The sequence below is a fragment of the Ruegeria sp. C2 genome, assembly GCF_056537765.1.
In genome coordinates, this window is sequence record NZ_JBQFRZ010000002.1 from 117,285 (window position 1) to 139,369 (window position 22,085).

The window sequence follows — 22,085 nt, forward strand, 5'->3', positions numbered from 1 at the left end:
ACCGGAAAATTCGACGGGCCGCGCGCCCGTTTTTTTGTGCCCGATGACAGGGTAGAGAACCTGAATGACAAACGACCTAATAGCCAAAGCTGCCATTGACCGGCGACTGGCCGAGATCATCACCCCCGTGATCGAGGATCTGGGGTATGAGCTGGTGCGCATCCGCCTGATGAGCGGTAAGACCACCACTATGCAGATCATGGCTGACAAGCCTGATGGCGGCATCGAAGTGGATGACTGCGCCGAGATTTCCAACGCCGTCAGTGCCACTCTGGACGTCGAGGACCCGATCCTTGATGCCTATACGCTGGAAGTGTCCAGCCCCGGCATCGACCGCCCTCTGACCCGTCTCAAGGATTTTGAGACCTTTGAAGGGTATGAGGCCAAGATTGAGACCGCCGAGCTGATAGATGGTCGCCGCCGCTTCAAGGGCGAGTTGGCCGGGATCGAAGGGGATGAGGTTCTGATCAACATCCCCGAGGGGGATGAGACGATCACCATCGGTCTGCAATTCGACTGGCTGAGCGATGCCAAGCTGGTCCTGACCGATGACCTCATCAAGGAAATGCTGCGCCAGCGCAAAGACGCCGGTGCCCTGAACGAAAACGCTTTCGACGAGATTGAGACCGAAGGGTCCGAAGAGGAGACGAACTGATGGCAATCACCTCAGCCAACCAGCTGGAGCTGCTGCAGACCGCCGAGGCCGTGGCCCGCGAAAAGATGATCGACCCCGGCCTGGTTGTCGAAGCGATGGAGGAATCGCTCGCCCGCGCCGCCAAGAGCCGTTACGGCGCGGAAATGGATATCCGTGTCAGCATCGACCGCAAGACTGGCAAGGCGACCTTTACCCGCGTCCGCACCGTGGTTGAGGATGAAGAGCTTGAGAACTATCAGGCCGAGATGACCGTCGAACAGGCGAAACAGTACATGGAAGCGCCCGAGGTTGGTGACGTCTTCGTCGAAGAAGTCCCGCCGGTTGAAATGGGCCGGATTGCTGCTCAGTCCGCCAAGCAGGTCATCCTGCAGAAGGTCCGCGAAGCTGAGCGTGATCGCCAATACGAAGAATTCAAGGATCGCGCAGGCACCATCATCAACGGTGCGGTCAAACGCGAAGAGTTTGGCAATGTCATCGTCGATCTGGGTGGTGCCGAGGCCGTTCTGCGCCGCAATGACAAGATCGGCCGCGAAAGCTATCGCCCGAATGATCGTGTGCGCGCCTACATCAAAGAAGTGCGTCGCGAGGTTCGTGGTCACCAGATATTCCTGTCGCGCACCGCGCCGGAATTCATGGCTGAACTGTTCAAGATGGAAGTGCCGGAAATCTATGATGGCATCATCGAGGTCAAAGCCGTGGCTCGTGACCCCGGTTCGCGCGCCAAGATCGCAGTGATCTCGTATGATGGCTCGATCGATCCTGTTGGTGCCTGCGTTGGTATGCGCGGCAGCCGGGTACAGGCCGTTGTGAACGAACTGCAGGGCGAAAAGATCGACATCATCCCGTGGAACGAAGATCAACCGACCTTCCTGGTGAACGCGCTGCAGCCCGCCGAAGTTTCTAAGGTGGTTCTGGACGAAGAAGCCGGCAAGATCGAAGTTGTTGTTCCTGAAGAACAGCTGTCGCTGGCAATCGGTCGTCGTGGTCAGAACGTGCGTCTGGCCAGCCAGCTGACCGGTCTGGACATCGACATCATGACCGAGGCTGAAGAATCGGCGCGTCGTCAGAAGGAATTCGAAGCCCGTACTCAGCTGTTCATGGAAACGCTCGATCTGGACGAATTCTTTGCCCAGCTGCTGGTTTCCGAAGGCTTCACCAACCTTGAAGAAGTGGCATACGTTGAAATCGACGAACTGCTGGTGATCGACGGTGTCGACGAAGGCACCGCGCAGGAACTGCAGACCCGCGCGCGCGAATTCCTGGAAGCTCAGGCCAAGGCGGCTCTGGATGCAGCCCGTGCATTGGGTGCCGAGGACAGCCTTATTGAATTCGAAGGCCTGACACCCCAGATGGTAGAGGCGCTGGCCAAGGATGACGTGAAGACCCTGGAAGACTTCGCAACCTGTGCTGACTGGGAACTGGCCGGTGGCTGGACCACAGTTGATGGCGAACGCATCAAGGATGACGGTGTTCTGGAACCTTTCGGCGTGACGCTGGAAGAAGCTCAGGATCTAGTCATGACTGCACGCATCATGCTGGGCTGGGTTGATCCGGCCGAGTTGGAGCAGGCCGAAGAAGACGGCGAAGCAACCGACGAGGAGGTCGAGGCCTGATCTCAGGCCTCGGGTGGCTGACATGGGTCGCGGTGGCGTCCATAAGGATCGGTCGGAAGGCCCTGAGCGCAAGTGTATCGCCACGGGCGAGGTTCAGCCTAAATATGGCTTGATCCGCTTTGTGACGGGGCCGGATGGTCAGGTCTTTCCCGATGTTGCGGCGAAACTGCCGGGGCGTGGGGTCTATGTCGCGGCCGATCGTGCCGCGCTGGACAAGGCGGTGGCCAAGAAACTGTTCTCGCGCGGGTTCAAGGCGCAGGTAAGTGCGGCCAAGGACCTGACCGACGAAGTCGAAAAACAGATGGCGCGGCGGGTGATCGAGCTGATCAGTCTGGCGCGCAAATCCGGCGACGCAGTTGCTGGGTATGAAAAGGTCAAGGCGTGGCTGGACCGGGAAGAGGCCCAGGTGCTGATTCAGGCGTCTGATGGATCGGGACGCGGCAAGTCGAAACTCAGTACGCCGCATTTCGGGAAATACATCGGCTGGCTGACTGCGGATGAGCTTGGGGCGGCATTTGGGCGCCAAACCGTGATTCATGCGGCCTTGGCCTCTGGCGGACTCGCCAAACGTGTTGTAGAGGAAGCGCAGCGCCTGCGTGGCTTGCGCGAAAAGGATGACGGCGGCAAGGGCCGCTCGGAAGGGTAAGAAGCTTTATGAGCGATAGTGACGGCAAAAAGACATTGGGTCTTCGTGGCGGGGCGCGCCCCGGAAATGTGAAACAGAGTTTCAGCCACGGACGCACCAAGAATGTCGTGGTGGAGACCAAACGCAAACGCGTGGTCGTTCCCAAGCCGGGCGCGACCAAACCAAGTGGTGGTGCGGCACCCTCGGGTGATCCTTCGCGTCGTCCGGCGGGTATTTCCGATGCGGAAATGGCGCGCCGTATGAAGGCGTTGCAAGCCGCCAAGGCGCGTGAGGCCGAAGAGGCCGCAGCCCGCGAGGCCGAGGAAAAGGCACGCGAGGAAGAACGCGCACGCCGCCGGGCTGAACAGGAAGCCAAAGAGCGCGAGCAGCGCGAGGCTGAAGAAAAAGCACGTGCCAAGGCCGAAGAGGAAGAGCGCAAGCGCAAGGAGGCGGAAGAAGCCGCCAAGCGCGCTGCCGCAGCGCCGCCGCCGGAAGAGGCAAAGCCGGCCCGTGGTCCGGCGAACAAGCCTGCGCCTTCTGCCGCGCCGCGTAAGCAGGATCGTGAACGCGAACAGCGTGGTCGTGGCAAGGGTCGTGATGACAACCGCCGCTCGGGCAAGCTGACGCTGGGTCAGGCCACAGGTGGCGAAGGCAACCGCCAACGCTCAATGGCAGCGATGAAGCGTAAGCAGGAACGTGCGCGTCAGAAAGCCATGGGCGGCCCGGTCGAGCGGGAAAAGGTGATCCGCGACGTGCAGTTGCCCGAGGCGATCATGGTCTCGGAACTGGCCAACCGTATGGCCGAGCGTGTGGCTGACGTGGTCAAATCGCTGATGCAGATGGGTATGATGGTCACGCAGAACCAGACCATCGATGCTGACACTGCGGAACTGATCATCGAAGAATTTGGCCACAAGGTCACGCGTGTCTCCGATTCGGATGTTGAAGACGTCATCAAAGAGGTCGAAGACAGCGACGAAGATCTGAAGCCACGTCCGCCGGTCATCACCATCATGGGTCACGTTGACCACGGTAAAACGTCGCTGCTGGATGCAATCCGCGACGCGCGCGTTGTGGCCGGTGAGGCCGGTGGCATCACCCAGCATATCGGCGCCTATCAGGTAAAAACCGATGGCGGCACCACGCTGACCTTCTTGGATACGCCGGGCCACGCGGCCTTTACCTCGATGCGTTCGCGCGGGGCTCAGGTCACGGATATCGTGGTTCTGGTTGTAGCGGCTGACGACGCCGTGATGCCGCAGACCATCGAGGCGATCAACCACGCGAAAGCGGCCGAAGTGCCGATGATCGTCGCGATCAACAAGATCGACAAGCCCGAAGCCAACCCGGACAAAGTGCGCACCGATCTGCTGCAGCACGAAGTCATCGTCGAGAAGATGTCGGGTGAGGTTCAGGACGTTGAGGTCTCGGCCATGACCGGTCAGGGTCTGGATGAACTGCTGGAGGCCATCGCGCTGCAGGCCGAGATTCTGGAACTGAAAGCCAACCCCGACCGCGCCGCCCAGGGTGCCGTGATCGAGGCACAGCTGGATGTGGGCCGCGGCCCCGTGGCCACCGTTCTGGTTCAGAACGGCACGCTGCGTCAGGGCGATATCTTCGTTGTGGGTGAGCAATACGGTAAGGTCCGTGCGCTGATCAACGACAAGGGCGACCGTGTGAAGGAAGCCGGGCCATCGGTTCCGGTCGAGGTTCTGGGGCTGAATGGTACGCCCGAAGCGGGCGACGTTCTGAACGTGACCGAGACCGAAGCGCAGGCGCGTGAAATCGCCGCCTATCGCGAACAGGCCGCCAAGGACAAACGCGCCGCCGCCGGTGCCGCGACCACACTTGAGCAGCTGATGCAGAAGGCCAAGGAAGACGAGAACGTGGCCGAGCTGCCGATCCTCGTCAAAGCCGACGTGCAGGGTTCAGCCGAAGCCATCGTTCAGGCGATGGAAAAAATCGGCAACGACGAAGTGCGCGTGCGCGTTCTGCACTCGGGCGTTGGTGCGATCACCGAGACGGATGTTGGCCTTGCCGAAGCCTCCGGCGCGCCGGTCATGGGCTTTAACGTCCGTGCCAACGCATCTGCCCGGAACACGGCGAACCAGAAGGGTGTGGAAATCCGCTACTATTCGGTGATCTATGACCTCGTGGATGACGTGAAAGCCGCCGCATCCGGCCTGCTGAGCGCCGAGATCCGCGAGAAGTTCATCGGTTACGCCGAGATCCGCGAAGTCTTCAAGGTCACCGGTGTTGGCAAGGTTGCTGGCTGTCTGGTCACCGAAGGCGTGGCGCGCCGTTCCGCAGGGGTCCGCCTGCTGCGCGACAACGTGGTTATCCACGAAGGCACGCTGAAGACGTTGAAGCGCTTCAAAGACGAAGTGGCCGAGGTTCAGTCGGGTCAGGAATGCGGTATGGCATTCGAGAATTACGACGATATCCGTCAGGGTGACGTGATCGAGATTTTCGAGCGCGAAGAGGTTACTCGCACGCTGGATTGATCCGGTTCAGTATTGAAACACGAAGCAGCGGCCCATTCGGGCCGCTGTTTTCGTTTGAGTGTCATTCGTTGCGCGACGACAGAAACGTGCCCGAGGGCATGATGATGTCGAAATGATGCTTGCCCCGCTGCAGATCGAAACTGATCGAATGCCCTGCCTTGCGCAGTAGCTCTGCGTATTCTCGGCTTTGGCGGATGAATTCGGGCGTGTCCCGTTCCGCTACCGTCACTCTGTAGCGCGGCCCCGGTGCGGGCAGGTTCAGGCAAGGGGAGAGGTCGTGGATCTCGACCTTGGTCAGTTGCAGGGGATCATTCACAGAAGTCAGACTGATCGGTTCGAGGTCGTAAACTCCGCTGATCAGAATAACATTGCGCACCCGCAGACCCGCTTGGGCAAACGCGCTGGAAGAGGTCGCCATAACCATTGCTGCCAGATGTGCGCCAGCACTGTGGCCCGATAGAATGATGTTTGATGGATCAAAGCCAAGAGACTCAGCCTGCGATCCAAGCCATAGCAATGCGTCGCGGCATTCGTTGACCATCTGCCCCAAACGGGCTTCAGGAGCGAGCGTGTAATTCAAAGTGGCAAATGCTTGCCCGTTCTCATGCAATACCGGAGCCATCAGAGCCGACTCGCGTTGGCTGAGCGCTTGCCAGTAGCCACCATGGATGAAGACATGCAAAGGCGCATCTGCGCCGGGGGCCGGGAAGAAGTCCAGAACCTGCTCTGGGCCATCACTATAGGAGATGTTTTCCCGAACCGTCATCTCGGCCCGCGCCTGCGCGCTGAGTGCCCAATAGCTGGTTAGGTACGGCGTCAGATCGCCGCCGACCATAGAGCTGGGGGAATATTCCTGCTCAAGTTCGGTCTGAGTGAAACCGCGATACAGCATGGCTTAATCCCCCGCATACATCAGTTCGGTCCGTACATCGTAGAGATCATGGAAGAACCGTAGTTCCAGCGCCTTGCGCAGAAAGGCCACACCGCTGGAACCACCCGTTCCGGGCTGCATGCCGATCACGCGCTCAACTGCCGTTGCATGGTCGAACCGCCAACGCTGGAACAGGGATTCCACATCCATCAGCTTTTCGGCCAGAGCGTAGAGATCCCAGTGTTTGTCGGTGTTGCGGAACACCTCGACCCAGATTTTCACGACGCGTGGATCGCCGGAATATGGCTGTCCATAATCCCGCTCGATCAGGTCCCGAGGCACGTCAAATCCCTGCCGGGCCAGCATGTGTAATACTTCGTCATAGAGCGACGGCTTGGTGAGCGCTGCGTTCAGCATCTCCATGACTTCGGGGTCATGTGCGTGCACTTTCAGGGTCGAGGCATCCTTGTTGCCCAGAATGAACTCAATCTGGCGATACCCATAGCTTTGGAAACCCGAAGAACTGCCCAAAGCCTGTCGAAACGTCATGTAATCGGCGGGCGTCATGGTCAGCAGCGTTTCCCACGACGCGATTAATTGCCGCTGGATCGCTTTCACCCGGTCGAGGTTTTTCATCGCCGGACCGAACGCATCCTGCTGCAGGAACCGGCGTACTTCGACGAGTTGGTGGTGCATCAGTTTCAGCCACAGCTCGCTGACCTGATGGATGATGATAAACAGCATCTCGTCGGGTTGGGCGGGATCCTGAAAGGTTTTTTGCAGATTCAGCAGTGTCTTGAGCTGCAGAAAATCGCCGTAACTTTTGCGGTGAGTTTCTGTGAAGTCGGTGACCAGAGACTCTTCGATCCCTCGTTCCAGATACCTGTCCTTATCGCCCATGTGCTCCTCCAAACGCGCGGGTTCATCCTTGTTTAGGGACAAAACCCGCGCGGTTCCAGAGCGTTAGGTCCAGTCCAGAACCACCTTGCCCGATTGACCGGATTTCATCGCTGTAAAGCCTTGGGCAAAATCATCGACCGAGAACCGGTGAGTGATCACCCGGCTCACGTCCAACCCGTTTTGCAGCATGGCGATCATCTTGTACCAGGTTTCGAACATCTCGCGGCCATAGACACCCTTGATCGTGATGGCCTTGAACACGATCCGCGACCAATCGACCGGAGATTTCCCGGGTGGAATCCCCAGTAATGCGATCTTGCCGCCCATCACCAAAGCCTCGACCATCTGGTCCAGCGCCGCTTGCGAGCCGGACATCTCCAGCCCCACGTCAAAGCCTTGTGACATGCCCAGTTCGGCAATCACGTCCTGCAAATCCTCTTTCGAGACATTGACGGTGCGCAGGGTTGGCACAACATGCTGGGCCAAGGTCAGGCGGTCGGGGTTGATGTCGGTGATCACGACATGCCTTGCCCCTGCATGCCGTGCGACTGCCGCGGCCATGATGCCAATAGGACCCGCACCGGTGATCAGCACGTCTTCGCCCAGAAGATCGAAGCTGAGCGCGGTGTGCACGGCATTGCCCAGCGGATCGAGGATCGCCCCGATTTCATCGGGCACATCGTCGGGCAGGGGGACGACATTGAAAGCAGGCAGTTTCAGGTATTGCGCGAAGGCACCCTGTTCATTGACCCCAATCCCCCGCGTACCAGGGTCGAGATGAAACTTGCCTGCGCGGCTCTGGCGGCTGTCGGTGGTGATCAGATGCCCCTCGCCCGAGCAGCGCTGACCGATTTCCAGACCAGTCACATTGCGCCCAATCTCGACAATCTCTCCGGCGAATTCGTGACCGGTGATCATCGGGACGGGCACCGTGTGCGAGGCCCACTCATCCCAGTTCCAGATATGTATGTCGGTGCCGCAGATGCCGGTTTTATTGATGCGGATCAGAACCTCGTCCGGGCCGATTTCCGGGACCGGAGCCTGCACCATCCACAAGCCTTCTTCAGGCTTGGATTTCTCCAGCGCTTTCATAGTGTTGGATCTCATAGGCTCACTCCCACAAATCGGTGGACAGGTATTTCAAGCCGCTGTCACACATGACGATGGCGACGCAGCCGCCCTTTTCCGGTCCACGTAGCAGTTCGACGGCCGCAGCAAGGTTTGCACCAGCTGAGTAACCCGCAAAAATGCCCTCGGTCCTGGCCAGAAGTCGGGCACAGTCCCGCGCGGTGTCTCCGGAAACCGTCAGGTGACCAGCAAGCATTGTTGCGCGTAAGTGTGCCAAGTCGGCCATCGCATAACCTCCACCCTGGATGGGGTGATCTGGATTATCGACCGTTTCCCCCGCCAACGCGCGCGCTCCGGCAGGTTCAACTGCATAGCATCGGACACCGCGCGGCGTTAGGTACTCCGCGGCTCCGGCCAAAGTTCCGCCGGACCCTGCGAAGTCACAGAATGCTGTTACAGCCCCGTCTGACTGTTCCCATATTTCGGGTCCAGTTCCGGTGGCATGGGCCGTGGGGTTGCCGGAATGCCCGAACTGATCGGCGCGGAATGCCCGGCGTTCGATCGTGATACGCTGTGCCGCCTCGTCTACCAGTGCCAGATCGGCACCCGAGACTTCGCCGGGCCTGCTGCCTTCGGCTTGCGGAACGATAACAACTTCGGCCCCCAGTGCCCGCATCATGCGGGCGCGTTCGACCGAGTTTCCAGCACTCATCACAGCGATGAACGGATGGCCAAGAATGCTGCAGACAATGGCCAGACCGGTGCCCATATTGCCCGAAGTCAGCTCGACAACCGTTTGCCCAGGTGTCAGAGTTCCGTCTGTGCGGGCCAATTCAATGATCGACTTTGCGGCGCGATCCTTCTTGGAGAATCCAGGCAGCAGATAGTCCAGCTTGGCCAGAATGCGCCCGTCCAGATCCAGTTTCTGGCACACGCGTTCCAGGTCGACCAGAGGCGTGTTCCCGATTGCGTCGATGACAGAGGGCAGGATCACGAAATCACTCCTAACTCTTTACCAACTTTGCCAAAGGCGGCAAGCGCGCGATCCAACTCATCCCGGGTCAGGGCGGCGTTCATCTGCGTTCTGATCCGGGCCTGACCGCGTGGGACGACCGGGAAGAAGAAGCCCGAGACATAGACCCCTTCATCAAACAACCGCGACGCCATTTCTTGCGCCAGAGTTGCTTCGCCCAGCATCACCGGGATGATCGGGTGTTCGCCGGGCAACAAGTCGAAGCCCAGTTTCTCCAAACCGGCACGCCAGTATTTGGCATTGCCGAACAGTTGGGCGCGCAGCATGTCTCCCTCTTCAACCAGACGGATCGCTTCGAGCCCGGCAGCAACGATGGACGGCGGCAGCGAGTTTGAGAACAGATAGGGCCGCGCCCGCTGCCGCAGCAGGTCGATCACTGGCTGCGGCCCGGCGATATAACCGCCGATTGCCCCCCCAAGTGCCTTGCCCAAAGTTCCCGTCAGAATATCCACCTCTACGCCAAAGTGATCCGGTGTGCCGGCCCCGTTTGGCCCCATAAAGCCCGTGGCGTGGCAATCATCGACCATGACGATGGCGTCGTATTTGTCGGCCAGCTCGCGGATCTTCGGCAGATTTGCCAGATAACCGTCCATTGAGAACACACCGTCAGTGGCGATCATGATATGCCGCGCCCCGTCTTCGCGCGCCTGTTTCAGCCAGGCTTCGAGGTCGTTCATGTCGTTGTTCAGGTAGCGATAGCGTTTCGCCTTGCACAGACGCACCCCGTCAATGATCGAGGCATGGTTCAGGCTGTCCGAGATGATGGCGTCTTCAGGCCCTAACAAGGGCTCAAACAATCCTCCGTTGGCATCGAAACAGGCGGCGAACAGGATCGCGTCGTCCTTGTTCAGGAACCTGGCCAGCTTCTGTTCCAACTCACGGTGAATATCCTGTGTGCCGCAGATGAACCGGACCGAGGCCATGCCGAACCCTTTCGGCTCCATCGTCGCTTTGGCGGCGTCGATCAGCGCGGGATGATCGGCGAGACCCAGATAGTTGTTGGCGCACAGGTTGATGACCCGTTTGTCGCCTACCGTAATCTCACCGCCCTGAGGCGAGGTGATCATTCGTTCGCGCTTGTAGAGACCCTCAGCCTCAATCTGTGCGAGTGTATCCGAGATATGGGACAGGAATGCATCAGCCATGGCGACCTCCGTTTAACTGAGTCGCACGTCTAACATAGCGGACGAATTTCCCAAATAGGGGAATTACAGTATCAAGGAAAAATTTCCGTGAAGGCGGAATTGCGCCAAATCAGGCGTTCTTTACAATCAGGAAAACCCGGGCCGGACCATCGGCGGCGATGGAATGCGCGATATCGGCAGCATACCGAGCGGTGTCCCCTTGTTGCAGATCGCTGACAGCGGTGCCCGAGGTGACGCGGACCGCGCCTTCCAACACGGTAAGCTGTTCGCGCGCGCCCCGTGCATGGGGTTGGCTGTTCAGGCTTCCACCTGCCTGAAGTTGTATATCGTAGACCTCGTGCCCGCCTGCCTCTTCCGGCGGAGAGAGGATGCGAATCCGGCATTTCTCGCCCATGTTGTCGATGCTGGGCACTTCCGATTTCCTGAGGGTCTCGATCTGATCGGTTGTCTTGGTTTCTTCAAGCAATCCCGCGAAATCAACCTGCAGTGCGCGGGTCAGATTCCAAAGGGTCGAGATGGTTGGGCTGCTTTCGCCACGCTCGATCTGGCTGACCATGGAGCGGGAGACGCCGCTTAGATTGGCAACTGCCTCCAAAGACAAACCCTTGGCCCGGCGCGCCTCTTTCAGGCGGGCGGGCAGGCGGTTCAGGATATCGTCTGTATTTTCCGTCATGACGGAATCCATGCGTGTTGCGCAACGTAATGTCAATTCCGGGCGTGACAGAGAGTCTAATATGAAGATCATGCTGCAAGTGCATAATGTGCAGGGTTTTGGAGGAGAGAACATGACTGACGTAGTGATTCTGGATGGTGCGCGTACGGCCATAGGCACATTTGGTGGCGCTTTGGCATCAACAGCGCCGATCGATCTGGCAACTGTCGCAACAGAAGCGGCACTGGAGCGTTCGGGTGTCGAAGGCGCGCAGGTTGGTCATGTTGTTTTTGGTCACGTGATCAATACCGAACCGCGTGACATGTATCTGTCTCGGGTTGCTGCCATGCAGGCCGGAATTCCAAATGGCACGCCAGCGATGAATGTGAACCGTCTGTGTGGTTCCGGAGCACAGGCGATAGTCTCGGCTGTGCAATCGCTGATGCTGGGTGATGCAGATTTCGCTGTAGCAGGCGGGGCCGAGAGCATGTCGCGGAGCCCTTATATCGTACCTCAGGCGCGTTGGGGTGCGAAGATGGGCGACATCACCTCGCTGGACATGATGCTGGGCGCGTTGAACTGTCCCTTCGGCACCGGGCATATGGGCGTGACGGCGGAAAACGTCGCGGATGAACATCAGATCACGCGCGAACAGATGGATGAGTTTGCGGTTGTCAGCCAGAGTCGCGCTGCGGCGGCGATAGAGGCCGGGTATTTCGAAACCCAAATCGCCCCGGTTCAGGTCAAGGTCAGGCGCGATATGATCGACTTCAAGGCGGACGAGCATCCCAAGGCGACCACGGCCGAAGTACTGGCTGGCCTGCGCCCGGTCTTTAAGAAAGAGGGCCGCGTGACGGCGGGGAACGCTTCGGGCATCAATGACGGTGCAGCGGCGATGGTTCTGGCCACAGCAGATGCGGCTGAGAAAGCCGGTCTGAAACCGAAGGCGCGGATTCTGGGTTATGCCCATGCGGGTGTTCGACCGGAGGTTATGGGGATCGGTCCGGTCCCGGCGGTGCAGAACCTGATGGCCAAAACCGGTTTGTCGGTGAGCGACTTTGACGTGATCGAAAGCAACGAGGCCTTTGCAGCCCAAGCGCTGGCGGTGAACAAAGAGCTGGGGCTGGATGCCGCGAAGGTCAATCCTAATGGCGGTGCGATTGCATTGGGCCATCCGGTGGGCGCAACCGGTGCGATCATTACGCTGAAAGCTCTGTATGAGTTGGAGCGTACGGGTGGTTCAAAAGGCCTGATCACCATGTGTATCGGTGGCGGTCAGGGGATTGCTATTGCCATAGAGCGGCTCTGACGTTGGGTCGGGAAGGGGGGGCAGTCTGCCCCCCATCGCGCTTGGGCGCGATTCCCCCCGGAAGATATTTATAGCCAGATGAAGCAGGCGGATCGGTGTCAGCCGAGAGCCGAGATCAACAGCGTTACGGCGATTCCTGCGGCTGCGCCAATTGCCGCTGGCAAGAGGCTTGCGGTGAAACCGTTCGCCTTTGAATCGTCTTTCTGAGTCTGGGCGATCAAGGCGTTTTCGACCAGCGTGGGTAGGCGGGGGCCAAAGCGGGCCAGTACCAGCGCCGTTTTGCCGAAATCCCTAAGGGCGGCGCGGGGGCCGATGGACTTCTTGATGTAATCCTCGACTACGGGGCGGGCGACTTCCCAGATGTTGATGTGCGGATCCAGCGAGCGCGCGACGCCTTCGACCACCACCATCGTACGTTGCAACAGGATGAGCTCGGTTCGGGTTTCCATGCCAAAACGCTCGGTAACCTCAAACAGGTAGTTCAACAGGCGACCCATCGAGATATGGGTGGCGTCCATGCCGAAAATGGGTTCTCCGACGGCACGCAGGGCGCGGGCGAATTCGTCGACATCCTGGTTGGCGGGGACGTAACCGGCCTCAAAATGCACTTCGGCCACGCGTTTATAGTCGCGGCGGATGAAACCGAAGAGGATCTCGGCATAGACCCGGCGGGTGTATTCATCGATATGACCCATGATGCCGTAGTCATAGGCAATGATGTCTCCGTTTGCGGCGACCTTCAGGTTGCCTTGGTGCATGTCGGCGTGGAAGTAGCCGTCGCGCAGGGCATGCAGCAGGAACATGCGCAGGACACGTTCGGCCAGATCACGGCGATCGTGACCTGCTGCATCGAGCCCGTCGTTGTCGCCCAACGGGATGCCGTCCGCCCAGCTGAGTGTCATCACTCGGCGTGCGGAGAGCGGCCAAACGACAGGAGGCAGCCAGAAACCTGCATCATCCTTGGTGTTGGCGGCATATTCCGAGGCTGCGGCGCTTTCCAAGCGCAGGTCCAGCTCGCCACGGACGACACCGTCGAAATGTTCGATCACTTCCATCGGGCGCAGGCGGCGTGCGCCGGGGGCAAAGAGTTGGACAATACGTGCAGCGAAATAGAACGCGTCGACATCTTTGCGGAAGGCGCGTTCGATGCCGGGACGCAGAACCTTGACGGCGACGTCTTCTCCGGTGCTGGCCAGTTTTGCTTTGTGCACTTGTGCGATCGATGCGGCGGCGATGGGTTCGCTGAACTCATCGAAGATTTCAGCCACAGGCTGCCCCAGTTCCTTCTCGACCTCGGCCATTGCTTCTGCCTTCGAGAAAGGGGGCAGTTTGTCCTGCAGTACGCGCAGTTGCTCGGCCAACTCGTCACCAACTACGTCGGGGCGGGTCGAAAGGACCTGGCCGAACTTGATATAGGCCGGCCCCAGCGCAGTAAGGGCGCGGGTGGCGGGCGGCATGTCGGGATCGCCTTTGTAGCCCAGCCACTGGAAGGGTTTGCCCAGCGTGTGCGCGAGGATGCGCAGAGCTCGGGGCGCTTCGAACGCGTCCAGCACCACGTTCATGGCGCCCGTGCGTTCCAGCGTGGCGCCTGTGCGGATCAGGCGGATGATGTTATGGGGCCCGCGCATCTAGATCTTCCAGCCGGAATGCAGCGCGGCGATGCCCATGCTCAGGTTGCGGTACTTGGCGTTTTCGAACCCGGCAGTGCGGACCATGTTCAGAAATGTCTCCTGATCGGGGAACTTGCGGATTGATTCCACAAGGTACTGATAGCTGTCGTAGTCATTGGCGATCAGCTTGCCCATACGTGGGATGACGTTGAAGCTGTAGAGGTCATAGAGCTTTTGCAGCCCGTCATTGGGCAACTGACTGAATTCCAGCACCATCAGGCGACCACCGGGTTTCAACACGCGATAGGCTTCGTTCAGCGCCTCTTGCGGGCGGGTAACGTTCCGGATGCCGAAGGAGATTGTGTAGACGTCGAATGTGTTATCCTCGAAGGGCAGCGCCATCGCGTCGCCCACCACCCAGTTCAGGCTGTCGGCCATCTGATCGGCTTCGGCGCGCTGACGGCCTTCGACCAGCATCGGCTCAGTCAGATCCAGAACGGTGGCGTGGCCGTGACCCGCGCGTTTGAGGAAGCGGAAGGATATGTCGCCGGTGCCGCCCGCGACGTCCAGCAGGCGCTGTCCGGGGCGGGGGGCTAGCCAGTCCATCATCGCGTCTTTCCAAACCCGGTGGATGCCCATCGACATGACATCGTTCATCACGTCGTATTTCGAGGCGACCGAGTTGAACACGCCCTGCACACGCCCGGCCTTTTCAGCCTCGCGGACGGTTTCAAACCCGAAATGAGTGGTCTTGTCGCTGTTGTCGGACATTTGCCTTGCCGTTTGTCGAATTTCGCCTCTGTTATAGGGCTCTGGAACCGGGGCACAATGCGGCCCTTTGATTTAGGAGCACCAAATGCCCGAATTGCCCGAGGTCGAGACAGTAAGACGCGGCCTGAGCCCCGCGATGGAGGGCGTGGTGATCGATAGGGCGGATGTGAATCGCCCCGATCTGCGCTGGCCCTTCCCGGATCGGATGGCCGAGCGTCTGACGGGCCAGCGGGTGGAGCGGCTGTGGCGGCGGTCGAAATACATTCTTGCCGATCTCAGCAGCGGTGAGACGTTGCTGATCCATCTGGGCATGTCTGGGCGGATGACGGTGTCGGGTGACCCGCTGGGACAGTATGCACATGAACATCCGATGACGCAGAAACATGATCATGTGGTGATTCACATGGCCAATGGTGCGCGCATAACCTTCAACGATCCGCGCCGGTTCGGGGCGATGGATCTGCTGCCTACGGCAACGGCAGAACAGCACAAGCTGCTGTCGGTTCTGGGGCCCGAACCTTTGGGCAATGATTTTCACGAACAACACCTGATCGACGCCTTTCGAGGCAAGAACACGCCGACCAAATCGGCGCTTCTGGATCAGGGAATCGTTGCCGGACTGGGCAATATCTACGTCTGCGAGGCGCTTTATCGCGGCGGTGTGTCGCCACGTTGCAAAGCAGGTCAGATTTCTGTGCCGCGCGTTGCCGCGCTGGTTCCGATCATTCGGCAGGTGCTGCAGGAGGCCATCGAAGCGGGCGGCTCGTCCTTGCGCGATTTCCGGCAAGCCGATGGAGAGCTTGGATATTTTCAGCACAGCTTTGACGTCTACGGTCGCGAAGGTGAGCCCTGCCGCACCGAAGGATGTGGCGCGTCGATCAAGAGAATCACTCAGTCCGGTCGCTCATCCTTCTATTGTGCGCAATGCCAAAGATAACTTGATCCAGCGAAATCGCGTGGTAAGGAATCGTACCTGAACGGAACAACCGGAAGCTTTAACCTCATGGCTTTTGAGACGATCATCGTCGAAATCGAAGACCACGTCGCCCTTATCAAACTCGACCGACCCGACGCGATGAATGCGTTGAACACCCAACTGGTGGGTGAACTTTGCGAGGCTCTTGAAGATGCCGATCGCAATGACAAGGTGCGGTGCATCGTACTCACTGGATCGGAAAAGGCCTTTGCCGCAGGCGCGGACATCAAGGAAATGTCCGAGATGAGCTTTGTCGACGTGTTCAACGCAGATCTCTTTGCATCTGCCAATGACCGTATCTCGGCAATCCGTAAGCCGATCATTGCGGCTGTGGCGGGATATGCGCTGGGCGGTGGCTGTGAAGTGGCCATGATGTGCGATTTCATCATCGCAGCGGATACGGCCAAGTTCGGCCAGCCAGAGATCAATCTGGGTGTGATCGCCGGTATTGGTGGCACGCAGCGACTGACGCGCTTTGTTGGCAAATCGAAAGCGATGGACATGAACCTGACCGGCCGCTTCATGGACGCCGAAGAGGCAGAACGCGCAGGTCTTGTCAGCCGCGTCGTCCCCGCGAAGAAGCTTATTGAAGAGGCTATGGGTGCCGCGCAGAAGATTGCCGAGAAATCCTTGCTGACGGCAGCGGCAGCCAAAGAGGCTGTGAACCGCAGTTATGAACTACCGCTCAGCGAAGGGCTGTTGTTTGAGCGCCGGGTGTTTCACTCGATGTTTGCGACGGAAGATCAAAAAGAGGGCATGGCTGCATTTCTGGAAAAACGCGCGGCGCAGTTCCGCGATAAATAGCAAGCAGCAAGACACGACGAGCCAGGCGGGCATGGCCCGCCTTTTTTCATACCCGATATGCTCGGCGCGAGAATTGGCTTGGCAAACCCTGCAAACTTGGATAGAGACCGCCGTCATACATGCGCGTGCGGCCCGCTTGGCCCGACTCACACTCGTGATTTCTGATCCGGTGCGGATAATTCCGTGGCGCGCAACCCTAGATAACCGTACCGAACAAAAGGTCAGAGACACATGGCAAACTCGCCCCAGGCTAAGAAGCGCGCACGTCAGAACGAAAAGCGTTTCGCTGTTAACAAAGCACGTCGTTCGCGCATCCGCACCTATCTGCGCAAAGTTGAAGAAGCCATCGCATCGGGCGACAAAGACGCGGCCACCGCAGCCCTGCGTGCCGCTCAGCCCGAGCTGATGCGTGGCGTCACCAAAGGCGTCTTCCACAAGAACACCGCGTCCCGCAAAATGTCGCGCCTGTCGGCGCGCGTCAAAGCGCTGGGCTGATTCTTTGAGAAAACGCGTCAAGCGTTGATCTGTAAAAAAGGCGCCGCATATCGCGGCGCCTTTTTCATTGTTGCCGGAAAGCCGCGCCTTCACGAAGTCGAGAGATTCTTTCTGTCTCAGACCCGAGTCAATATCAGAGTTTCATTGCTCGCGCCCGTGGCCTCTTGCTACCACTGTATCAGCGATTCACTCGCTTGGGGGGACAGGCTGTTCCAATGATCTGACCGACGGGCATCGGAAGGATTTCGGAACGAATGTTCGAAAACCGGCTTCGGCCGGGTGGACGATCTGCTCTGGGTGTCGGGTTTCCGATTATCCTAGCCCTGTCGAAAATTGGAATGTCATGCGCATCCCGGGTACCGGGTGTGCCCCCGTTTCTGGGGCAGTTCGCATTGGGGTGTGCTGATATTCGACTTTACCCGCCAAACCATCCGGTTTGGTGCAGGTATCCTTGTGTGTGAGCGCCATAAGGCCCGGGAAGCGGGACACATTAATAAGGCCGGAAGGTCAATAAATATGGGATGCGTGAGGCGCCGAATGACACAAGAGAAATGGGGACAACTGCGAAACAAGTTGATGAAGGCTGTTGGTAAGAACAACTTCACCACCTGGATCGAACCTCTGAAATTTGAAGAGCTGCAGGACGGTGTAGCGGTTTTTTCAGCGCCGACCAATTTCATGGGTAACTATGTCAGCCAGAATTTCGCCGACCTCATTTTGTACGAACTGAACATCGCGGGCGAGACCGTGCAGCGTTTGGCCTTTCGCACTGCCGCAAATTCTTCGGCGCGCCCGGCACAGACCGAGACCGCTCAACCCGTGAGCGCACCACAACCGGTGATGGTTGACACGACCAACGATGCGCTTGAAGCGCTGCAGGCGGCCCCGCTGGATGCGCGTTTCACTTTTGACAGCTTCGTAGTGGGCAAGCCCAACGAACTGGCCCATGCCGCCGCACGCCGCGTGTCCGAAGGCGGTCCGGTCACCTTCAATCCTCTGGTGCTCTATGGTGGTGTCGGTCTGGGTAAGACACACCTGATGCATGCGATTGCGTGGGAGCTGAAGACCAAACATCCCGAACTGAACGTGCTTTACCTGTCGGCGGAACAGTTCATGTACCGCTTTGTGCAGGCCTTGCGCGAACGCCGGATGATGGATTTCAAACACCTTTTCCGCTCGGTCGATGTTCTGATGGTCGACGATGTGCAGTTCATCGCGGGCAAAGATTCCACGCAGGAAGAGTTCTTTCACACGTTCAACGCGCTGGTGGATCAGAACAAGCAGATCATCATTTCGGCGGATCGCGCACCGGGTGAGATTAAGGACCTTGAGGAGCGCGTGAAATCGCGCCTGCAATGCGGTTTGGTCGTCGATCTGCATCCCACAGATTACGAACTGCGCCTGGGCATCCTGCAGAACAAGGTTCAGCAATACAGCAGCACCTATCCTGATCTGACGATTGCCGATGGCGTGCTGGAATTCCTCGCGCATCGTATCTCGACCAATGTTCGCGTGCTGGAAGGCGCGCTGACTCGTCTGTTTGCCTTTGCTTCGCTGGTCGGTCGCGAGATCGATATGGAGCTGACGCAGGACTGTCTGGCCGATGTACTGCGTGCCTCCGAGCGTAAGATCACCGTTGAAGAGATCCAGCGTAAGGTTTCGGAATACTACAACATCCGCCTCAGCGATATTATCGGCCCCAAGCGCCTGCGGTCCTACGCCCGCCCGCGTCAGGTCGCGATGTATCTGTGTAAGCAGCTGACCAGCCGGTCCTTGCCTGAGATTGGCCGCCGTTTTGGCGGGCGCGATCACACCACGGTCATGCATGGCGTCAAGCGCATCGAAGAGCTTAAGATAACCGATGGGCAGATTGCCGAAGATGTCGAAATGCTGCGCCGGGCGCTTGAGGCCTAAGCCCACCCATTAGTCAACAAAACGCCCCGGATCCTCCGCCCGGGGCGTTTTCTTGTGCGCCATAATCCACGGTCGGCCCTGAACTGACGCCTTGCGGGCACGCGCCCCTTGACGCTTTGGGCATTACGACCCAGAAATCCATAAAAAATCCTTGTGCCTCAGGGCTGAGACGCTAACGTGCCAGTCCCGCCCATGGTGGCACGCAAGTCAGAGGAACTGAGGGTATGAAGATCAGCATCGAACGCGGCACCCTTCTCAAGGCCGTTTCACAGGCCCAATCCGTAGTGGAACGTCGCAATACGATCCCGATCCTGGCCAATGTGCTGATTGAGGCGGAAGGTGATCAGGTTCAGTTCCGCGCTACTGATCTGGATATCGAAGTGGTCGATAAGGCCCCGGCGCAGGTCGAGAAAGCGGGCGCGACGACCGTGGCCGCGACAACGCTGCACGAAATTGTCCGCAAGCTGCCTGATGGTGCGTTGGTCACCCTGACCGCCGACAGCGCGGCAGGGCGCCTGACGGTTGAGGCTGGCCGGTCGAATTTCTCTCTGGCGACCCTGCCGAAAGAAGATTTTCCGGTCATGGCATCCTCGGAATATGCGTCGAACTTTACCGCTTCGGCGGCGCTGCTTCGGCGGTTGTTCGACAAGTCGAAATTCGCCATCTCGACGGAAGAGACGCGTTACTATCTGAATGGCGTTTATATGCATGTCGCCGATGGTTCCGAGGGTGGCAAGGTGTTGCGCTGTGTGGCCACCGATGGCCACCGTCTGGCGCGGATCGACGCGGATTTACCGGATGGCGCGGCGGATATGCCCGGCGTGATCGTGCCGCGCAAAACAGTTGGTGAGCTTCGCAAGTTGCTGGAAGATGACGAGATGGACATCGCCGTCTCGGTCAGCGAAACCAAGGTACGGTTTGCGACGCCGGATATCACCCTGACCTCGAAAGTGATTGACGGCACTTTCCCCGACTACACACGCGTTATTCCGCAGGGCAACACCCGTAAGCTAGAAGTGGACGCCGCCGAATTTGCGCAGGCCGTGGATCGGGTGGCGACGGTTTCCTCGGAACGCTCGCGTGCGGTAAAACTGCAATTGGACGGTGACAAGCTGGTCCTGTCGGTGAACGCGCCGGACAGCGGCGCGGCTGAGGAAGAACTGGCCGTGGCCTATGGCGATGAACGATTGGAGATCGGGTTCAACGCCAAGTACCTGCTGGAGATCGCGTCTCAGGTCGATCGTGAGAATGCGGTGTTTATGTTCAACTCGGCCGGCGATCCGACCCTGATGCGTGAGGGCAATGACCAAAGCGCGGTTTACGTTGTCATGCCGATGCGTGTCTGATTGCCTCTTCCGGGTGATCTCGAACGATAGGGAGGGGTCATGGGATTGGCCCTGACCGAGCTTACGGTCTCGCATTTTCGGTCGCACAAGCTGGTGCGGTTGTCTCTGGATGGACGGCCGGTGGCGATCCACGGTCCGAACGGGGCCGGGAAGACCAACATTCTGGAAGCGGTGTCTATATTTTCACCCGGGCGCGGGATGCGGCGGGCGAGTGCGGCTGAGATGACGCGGCGGCCCGAGGCGCTGGGATGGAAATTATCCGGGTTATTGCGGGCGCAAGGGCAGCAATACGAGATCGAGACCTGGTCCGAAGGCGGCGCAGCGCGGCAGGTTCGAATTGATGGCAAGGCCGCCAGCCAGATTGATCTGGGCAAGCTGGCGCGAGTAGTCTGGCTGATCCCTTCGATGGACCGGCTGTGGATCGAGGGGGCTGAAGGTCGGCGCCGGTTTCTCGACAGAATTGCGCTGAGTTTCGATCCCTCACACGCCGAAGCTTCCCTGACCTATGAAAAGGCGATGCGAGAGCGAAACCGGCTGTTGAAAGAACAGGTGCGCGATGCCCATTGGTACACGGCTTTGGAAAGTCAGATGGCCGAGACGGGGCATCGGATTCACACCACGCGGTTGACGGCGCTGGAGCATTTGCGCGAGGCACAAGATCAGGCGGAAACGGCCTTTCCTTCTGCCGATCTGGAACTGGTGCAAACCGAAGGGGCGATGCCTGAGACGGCGACAGACTTGCGCGAGGCGCTGAACGAAAGCCGGTTCCGCGATTTAGCTGCTGGCCGGACATTGGTAGGCCCGCATCGATCAGATCTTTATGGGATGTTCGCCGCCAAAGGCGTTCCGGCCAAAGACTGTTCTACCGGCGAGCAAAAGGCGCTGCTGGTGTCATTGATCTTATCGAACGCACGGGCGTTGGCCGGGATGGTGGGTGCACCTCCGATCGTTTTGCTGGACGAGGTGGCTGCACATCTGGATGCTGGGCGACGCGCGGCGCTCTATGATGAGATCTGCGCGTTGGGCGCTCAGGCCTGGATGACGGGCACCGGGCCTGAGCTATTTGCGGAACTGGGGGATCGGGCCCAAACGCTGGTTGTTACCGAAGGCGATGAGGGCTCGGTCGTGGGCTCTTAGGCGGGCTCGCTGACTTTGCGTTCCCACAGGAAGCCGCGCATGACCTGATCGACCGGAGTTTTGGCCATGTGGTTGACGTAGTTTGACATGGTTTTCTGCGCCAGACCCAGAACTACGTCCAGAACTGCACGATGTGAGTAACCAGCGTCGAAGAACGCCTGCAGCTGTTCCTCGGTCGGGTTGCCGCGGGTCTCCATCACTTGCAGGGTGAAAGTGCGTAGCGCTTCAAGCTTGGCCGATGGCAGCGGCGTTTCGTTGCGCAGCGCTTCGGTGATCTCGTCCGAGACCTTCATCATCTTGGCGATGCCAGTATGGGCGGGCACGCAGTAGTGGCATTCGTTTTCCACGTTGATGGTCTGCCAGACAACGGTTTTCTCGTCATTATCGAAATCGGTTTGCAGGAACAGACCGTGCAGAACCTGATAGCCCTCAAGATGCTGGGGGCTTTCCGCCATCACCTTATGCAGACCGGGCAGACGCCCGAAGGCGGCCTGAGACTTCTCCAGCAGCGGTTTGGAGGCTTCAGGGGCGGATTCAAGGTCGTGGGAAGGGAAGTTTGCCATGTCAAAACTCCTGTTTCTGGCGGGACGACTCACATTTAGACTTTATTGAGTGATCACTCAAGTATATATTTGAGCGAACGTTCAAGAATTGGTG

The 22,085-nt window shown here is 59.0% G+C and carries 20 protein-coding genes; 11 read left to right on the forward strand and 9 right to left on the reverse strand.

Annotation, left to right across the window (positions count from 1 at the left end; genetic code table 11):
- Positions 1–64 precede the first annotated feature (64 nt).
- The 4 genes from rimP to infB are packed head-to-tail and all read left to right on the forward strand — an operon-like array spanning position 65 to position 5,397.
- Positions 65–655, forward strand: coding sequence for a ribosome maturation factor RimP (rimP, locus tag ACR0IV_RS10345; protein WP_010442531.1), 591 nt, complete (start codon positions 65–67; stop codon positions 653–655).
- Positions 655–2,268: a transcription termination factor NusA gene (gene nusA / locus ACR0IV_RS10350; RefSeq protein ID WP_480660081.1), complete on the forward strand. Its 1,614-nt coding sequence runs from the start codon at positions 655–657 to the stop codon at positions 2,266–2,268. Before rimP ends, nusA begins: the two co-directional genes overlap by 1 nt.
- Positions 2,269–2,290: 22 nt before the next feature.
- Positions 2,291–2,914 (forward strand): RNA-binding protein, encoded by a 624-nt coding sequence (locus tag ACR0IV_RS10355; protein ID WP_480660101.1) that lies wholly within the window; start codon positions 2,291–2,293, stop codon positions 2,912–2,914.
- 8 nt (positions 2,915–2,922) lie between these two features.
- Positions 2,923–5,397, forward strand: a complete 2,475-nt coding sequence (gene infB, locus ACR0IV_RS10360) for a translation initiation factor IF-2 (protein ID WP_480660082.1) — start codon at positions 2,923–2,925, stop codon at positions 5,395–5,397.
- A gap of 61 nt (positions 5,398–5,458) precedes the next feature.
- On the opposite strand, the gene ACR0IV_RS10365 is transcribed toward infB, so the two are convergent.
- The 6 genes from ACR0IV_RS10365 to ACR0IV_RS10390 all read right to left on the reverse strand — a co-directional run bounded on the left by ACR0IV_RS10365 (position 5,459) and on the right by ACR0IV_RS10390 (position 11,087).
- Complete coding sequence (locus ACR0IV_RS10365) at positions 5,459–6,289, reverse strand: alpha/beta hydrolase (RefSeq protein ID WP_480660083.1); 831 nt, start codon at positions 6,287–6,289, stop codon at positions 5,459–5,461.
- Positions 6,290–6,292: 3 nt separating this feature from the next.
- A complete protein-coding gene (locus ACR0IV_RS10370) occupies positions 6,293–7,168 on the reverse strand; it encodes a tryptophan 2,3-dioxygenase (RefSeq protein ID WP_480471094.1) in 876 nt (291 codons plus the stop codon).
- 63 nt (positions 7,169–7,231) lie between these two features.
- Positions 7,232–8,260, reverse strand: a complete 1,029-nt coding sequence (tdh, locus tag ACR0IV_RS10375) for an L-threonine 3-dehydrogenase (protein WP_480660102.1) — start codon at positions 8,258–8,260, stop codon at positions 7,232–7,234.
- Positions 8,261–8,279: 19 nt separating this feature from the next.
- Positions 8,280–9,230 (reverse strand): PLP-dependent cysteine synthase family protein, encoded by a 951-nt coding sequence (locus ACR0IV_RS10380; RefSeq protein WP_480660084.1) that lies wholly within the window; start codon positions 9,228–9,230, stop codon positions 8,280–8,282.
- Positions 9,227–10,414 (reverse strand): glycine C-acetyltransferase, encoded by a 1,188-nt coding sequence (locus tag ACR0IV_RS10385; RefSeq protein WP_480660085.1) that lies wholly within the window; start codon positions 10,412–10,414, stop codon positions 9,227–9,229. The genes ACR0IV_RS10380 and ACR0IV_RS10385 overlap by 4 nt, the downstream gene beginning before the upstream one ends.
- A 109-nt stretch (positions 10,415–10,523) precedes the next feature.
- On the reverse strand, positions 10,524–11,087 hold the full coding sequence (locus tag ACR0IV_RS10390; protein ID WP_480660086.1) for a helix-turn-helix domain-containing protein: 564 nt from the start codon (positions 11,085–11,087) through the stop codon (positions 10,524–10,526).
- 112 nt (positions 11,088–11,199) lie between these two features.
- Between ACR0IV_RS10390 and ACR0IV_RS10395 the strand changes: the two genes are divergently transcribed.
- Positions 11,200–12,375, forward strand: coding sequence for an acetyl-CoA C-acyltransferase family protein (locus ACR0IV_RS10395; protein WP_480660087.1), 1,176 nt, complete (start codon positions 11,200–11,202; stop codon positions 12,373–12,375).
- Positions 12,376–12,473: 98 nt separating this feature from the next.
- On the opposite strand, the gene ubiB is transcribed toward ACR0IV_RS10395, so the two are convergent.
- Entirely contained in the window at positions 12,474–14,003 is a 1,530-nt protein-coding gene (ubiB, locus tag ACR0IV_RS10400) for a 2-polyprenylphenol 6-hydroxylase (protein ID WP_480660088.1), read from the reverse strand.
- Positions 14,004–14,756: a bifunctional demethylmenaquinone methyltransferase/2-methoxy-6-polyprenyl-1,4-benzoquinol methylase UbiE gene (gene ubiE / locus ACR0IV_RS10405; RefSeq protein WP_480471088.1), complete on the reverse strand. Its 753-nt coding sequence runs from the start codon at positions 14,754–14,756 to the stop codon at positions 14,004–14,006.
- Positions 14,757–14,841: 85 nt separating this feature from the next.
- On the opposite strand from ubiE, the gene mutM reads away from it, so the two are divergent.
- The 6 genes from mutM to recF all read left to right on the forward strand — a co-directional run bounded on the left by mutM (position 14,842) and on the right by recF (position 21,428).
- Positions 14,842–15,693, forward strand: a complete 852-nt coding sequence (gene mutM, locus ACR0IV_RS10410) for a bifunctional DNA-formamidopyrimidine glycosylase/DNA-(apurinic or apyrimidinic site) lyase (RefSeq protein ID WP_480660089.1) — start codon at positions 14,842–14,844, stop codon at positions 15,691–15,693.
- Between the two features lie 66 nt (positions 15,694–15,759).
- On the forward strand, positions 15,760–16,536 hold the full coding sequence (locus ACR0IV_RS10415) for an enoyl-CoA hydratase (RefSeq protein ID WP_480471086.1): 777 nt from the start codon (positions 15,760–15,762) through the stop codon (positions 16,534–16,536).
- A gap of 231 nt (positions 16,537–16,767) precedes the next feature.
- Positions 16,768–17,031 carry a 30S ribosomal protein S20 gene (gene rpsT / locus ACR0IV_RS10420; RefSeq protein WP_142638226.1) on the forward strand — a complete coding sequence of 88 codons (264 nt, stop codon included), beginning with the start codon at positions 16,768–16,770 and terminating at the stop codon, positions 17,029–17,031.
- 537 nt (positions 17,032–17,568) lie between these two features.
- The gene (dnaA, locus tag ACR0IV_RS10425; protein WP_480660090.1) at positions 17,569–18,945 is read left to right on the forward strand and encodes a chromosomal replication initiator protein DnaA; all 1,377 of its coding nucleotides are present in this window, start codon (positions 17,569–17,571) and stop codon (positions 18,943–18,945) included.
- A 224-nt stretch (positions 18,946–19,169) separates the two neighbouring features.
- Positions 19,170–20,291 (forward strand): DNA polymerase III subunit beta, encoded by a 1,122-nt coding sequence (dnaN, locus tag ACR0IV_RS10430; protein ID WP_480531676.1) that lies wholly within the window; start codon positions 19,170–19,172, stop codon positions 20,289–20,291.
- Between the two features lie 39 nt (positions 20,292–20,330).
- On the forward strand, positions 20,331–21,428 hold the full coding sequence (gene recF / locus ACR0IV_RS10435; RefSeq protein ID WP_480660091.1) for a DNA replication/repair protein RecF: 1,098 nt from the start codon (positions 20,331–20,333) through the stop codon (positions 21,426–21,428).
- Here the strand turns inward: recF and ACR0IV_RS10440 are convergent.
- A complete protein-coding gene (locus ACR0IV_RS10440) occupies positions 21,425–21,991 on the reverse strand; it encodes a carboxymuconolactone decarboxylase family protein (protein WP_480660092.1) in 567 nt (188 codons plus the stop codon). The two genes, recF and ACR0IV_RS10440, sit on opposite strands and share 4 nt — an antisense overlap.
- Between the last annotated feature and the right edge of the window lie 94 nt (positions 21,992–22,085).

Coding starts and splice junctions, on each gene's coding strand:
- rimP (WP_010442531.1), top strand. CDS start 65: ATGACAAACGACCTAATAGCCAAAGCTGCCATTGACCGGCGACTGGCC.
- nusA (WP_480660081.1), top strand. CDS start 655: ATGGCAATCACCTCAGCCAACCAGCTGGAGCTGCTGCAGACCGCCGAG.
- ACR0IV_RS10355 (WP_480660101.1), top strand. CDS start 2,291: ATGGGTCGCGGTGGCGTCCATAAGGATCGGTCGGAAGGCCCTGAGCGC.
- infB (WP_480660082.1), top strand. CDS start 2,923: ATGAGCGATAGTGACGGCAAAAAGACATTGGGTCTTCGTGGCGGGGCG.
- ACR0IV_RS10365 (WP_480660083.1), bottom strand. CDS start 6,289: ATGCTGTATCGCGGTTTCACTCAGACCGAACTTGAGCAGGAATATTCC.
- ACR0IV_RS10370 (WP_480471094.1), bottom strand. CDS start 7,168: ATGGGCGATAAGGACAGGTATCTGGAACGAGGGATCGAAGAGTCTCTG.
- tdh (WP_480660102.1), bottom strand. CDS start 8,260: ATGAAAGCGCTGGAGAAATCCAAGCCTGAAGAAGGCTTGTGGATGGTG.
- ACR0IV_RS10385 (WP_480660085.1), bottom strand. CDS start 10,414: ATGGCTGATGCATTCCTGTCCCATATCTCGGATACACTCGCACAGATT.
- ACR0IV_RS10390 (WP_480660086.1), bottom strand. CDS start 11,087: ATGACGGAAAATACAGACGATATCCTGAACCGCCTGCCCGCCCGCCTG.
- ACR0IV_RS10395 (WP_480660087.1), top strand. CDS start 11,200: ATGACTGACGTAGTGATTCTGGATGGTGCGCGTACGGCCATAGGCACA.
- ubiB (WP_480660088.1), bottom strand. CDS start 14,003: ATGCGCGGGCCCCATAACATCATCCGCCTGATCCGCACAGGCGCCACG.
- ubiE (WP_480471088.1), bottom strand. CDS start 14,756: ATGTCCGACAACAGCGACAAGACCACTCATTTCGGGTTTGAAACCGTC.
- mutM (WP_480660089.1), top strand. CDS start 14,842: ATGCCCGAATTGCCCGAGGTCGAGACAGTAAGACGCGGCCTGAGCCCC.
- ACR0IV_RS10415 (WP_480471086.1), top strand. CDS start 15,760: ATGGCTTTTGAGACGATCATCGTCGAAATCGAAGACCACGTCGCCCTT.
- rpsT (WP_142638226.1), top strand. CDS start 16,768: ATGGCAAACTCGCCCCAGGCTAAGAAGCGCGCACGTCAGAACGAAAAG.
- dnaA (WP_480660090.1), top strand. CDS start 17,569: ATGACACAAGAGAAATGGGGACAACTGCGAAACAAGTTGATGAAGGCT.
- dnaN (WP_480531676.1), top strand. CDS start 19,170: ATGAAGATCAGCATCGAACGCGGCACCCTTCTCAAGGCCGTTTCACAG.
- recF (WP_480660091.1), top strand. CDS start 20,331: ATGGGATTGGCCCTGACCGAGCTTACGGTCTCGCATTTTCGGTCGCAC.
- ACR0IV_RS10440 (WP_480660092.1), bottom strand. CDS start 21,991: ATGGCAAACTTCCCTTCCCACGACCTTGAATCCGCCCCTGAAGCCTCC.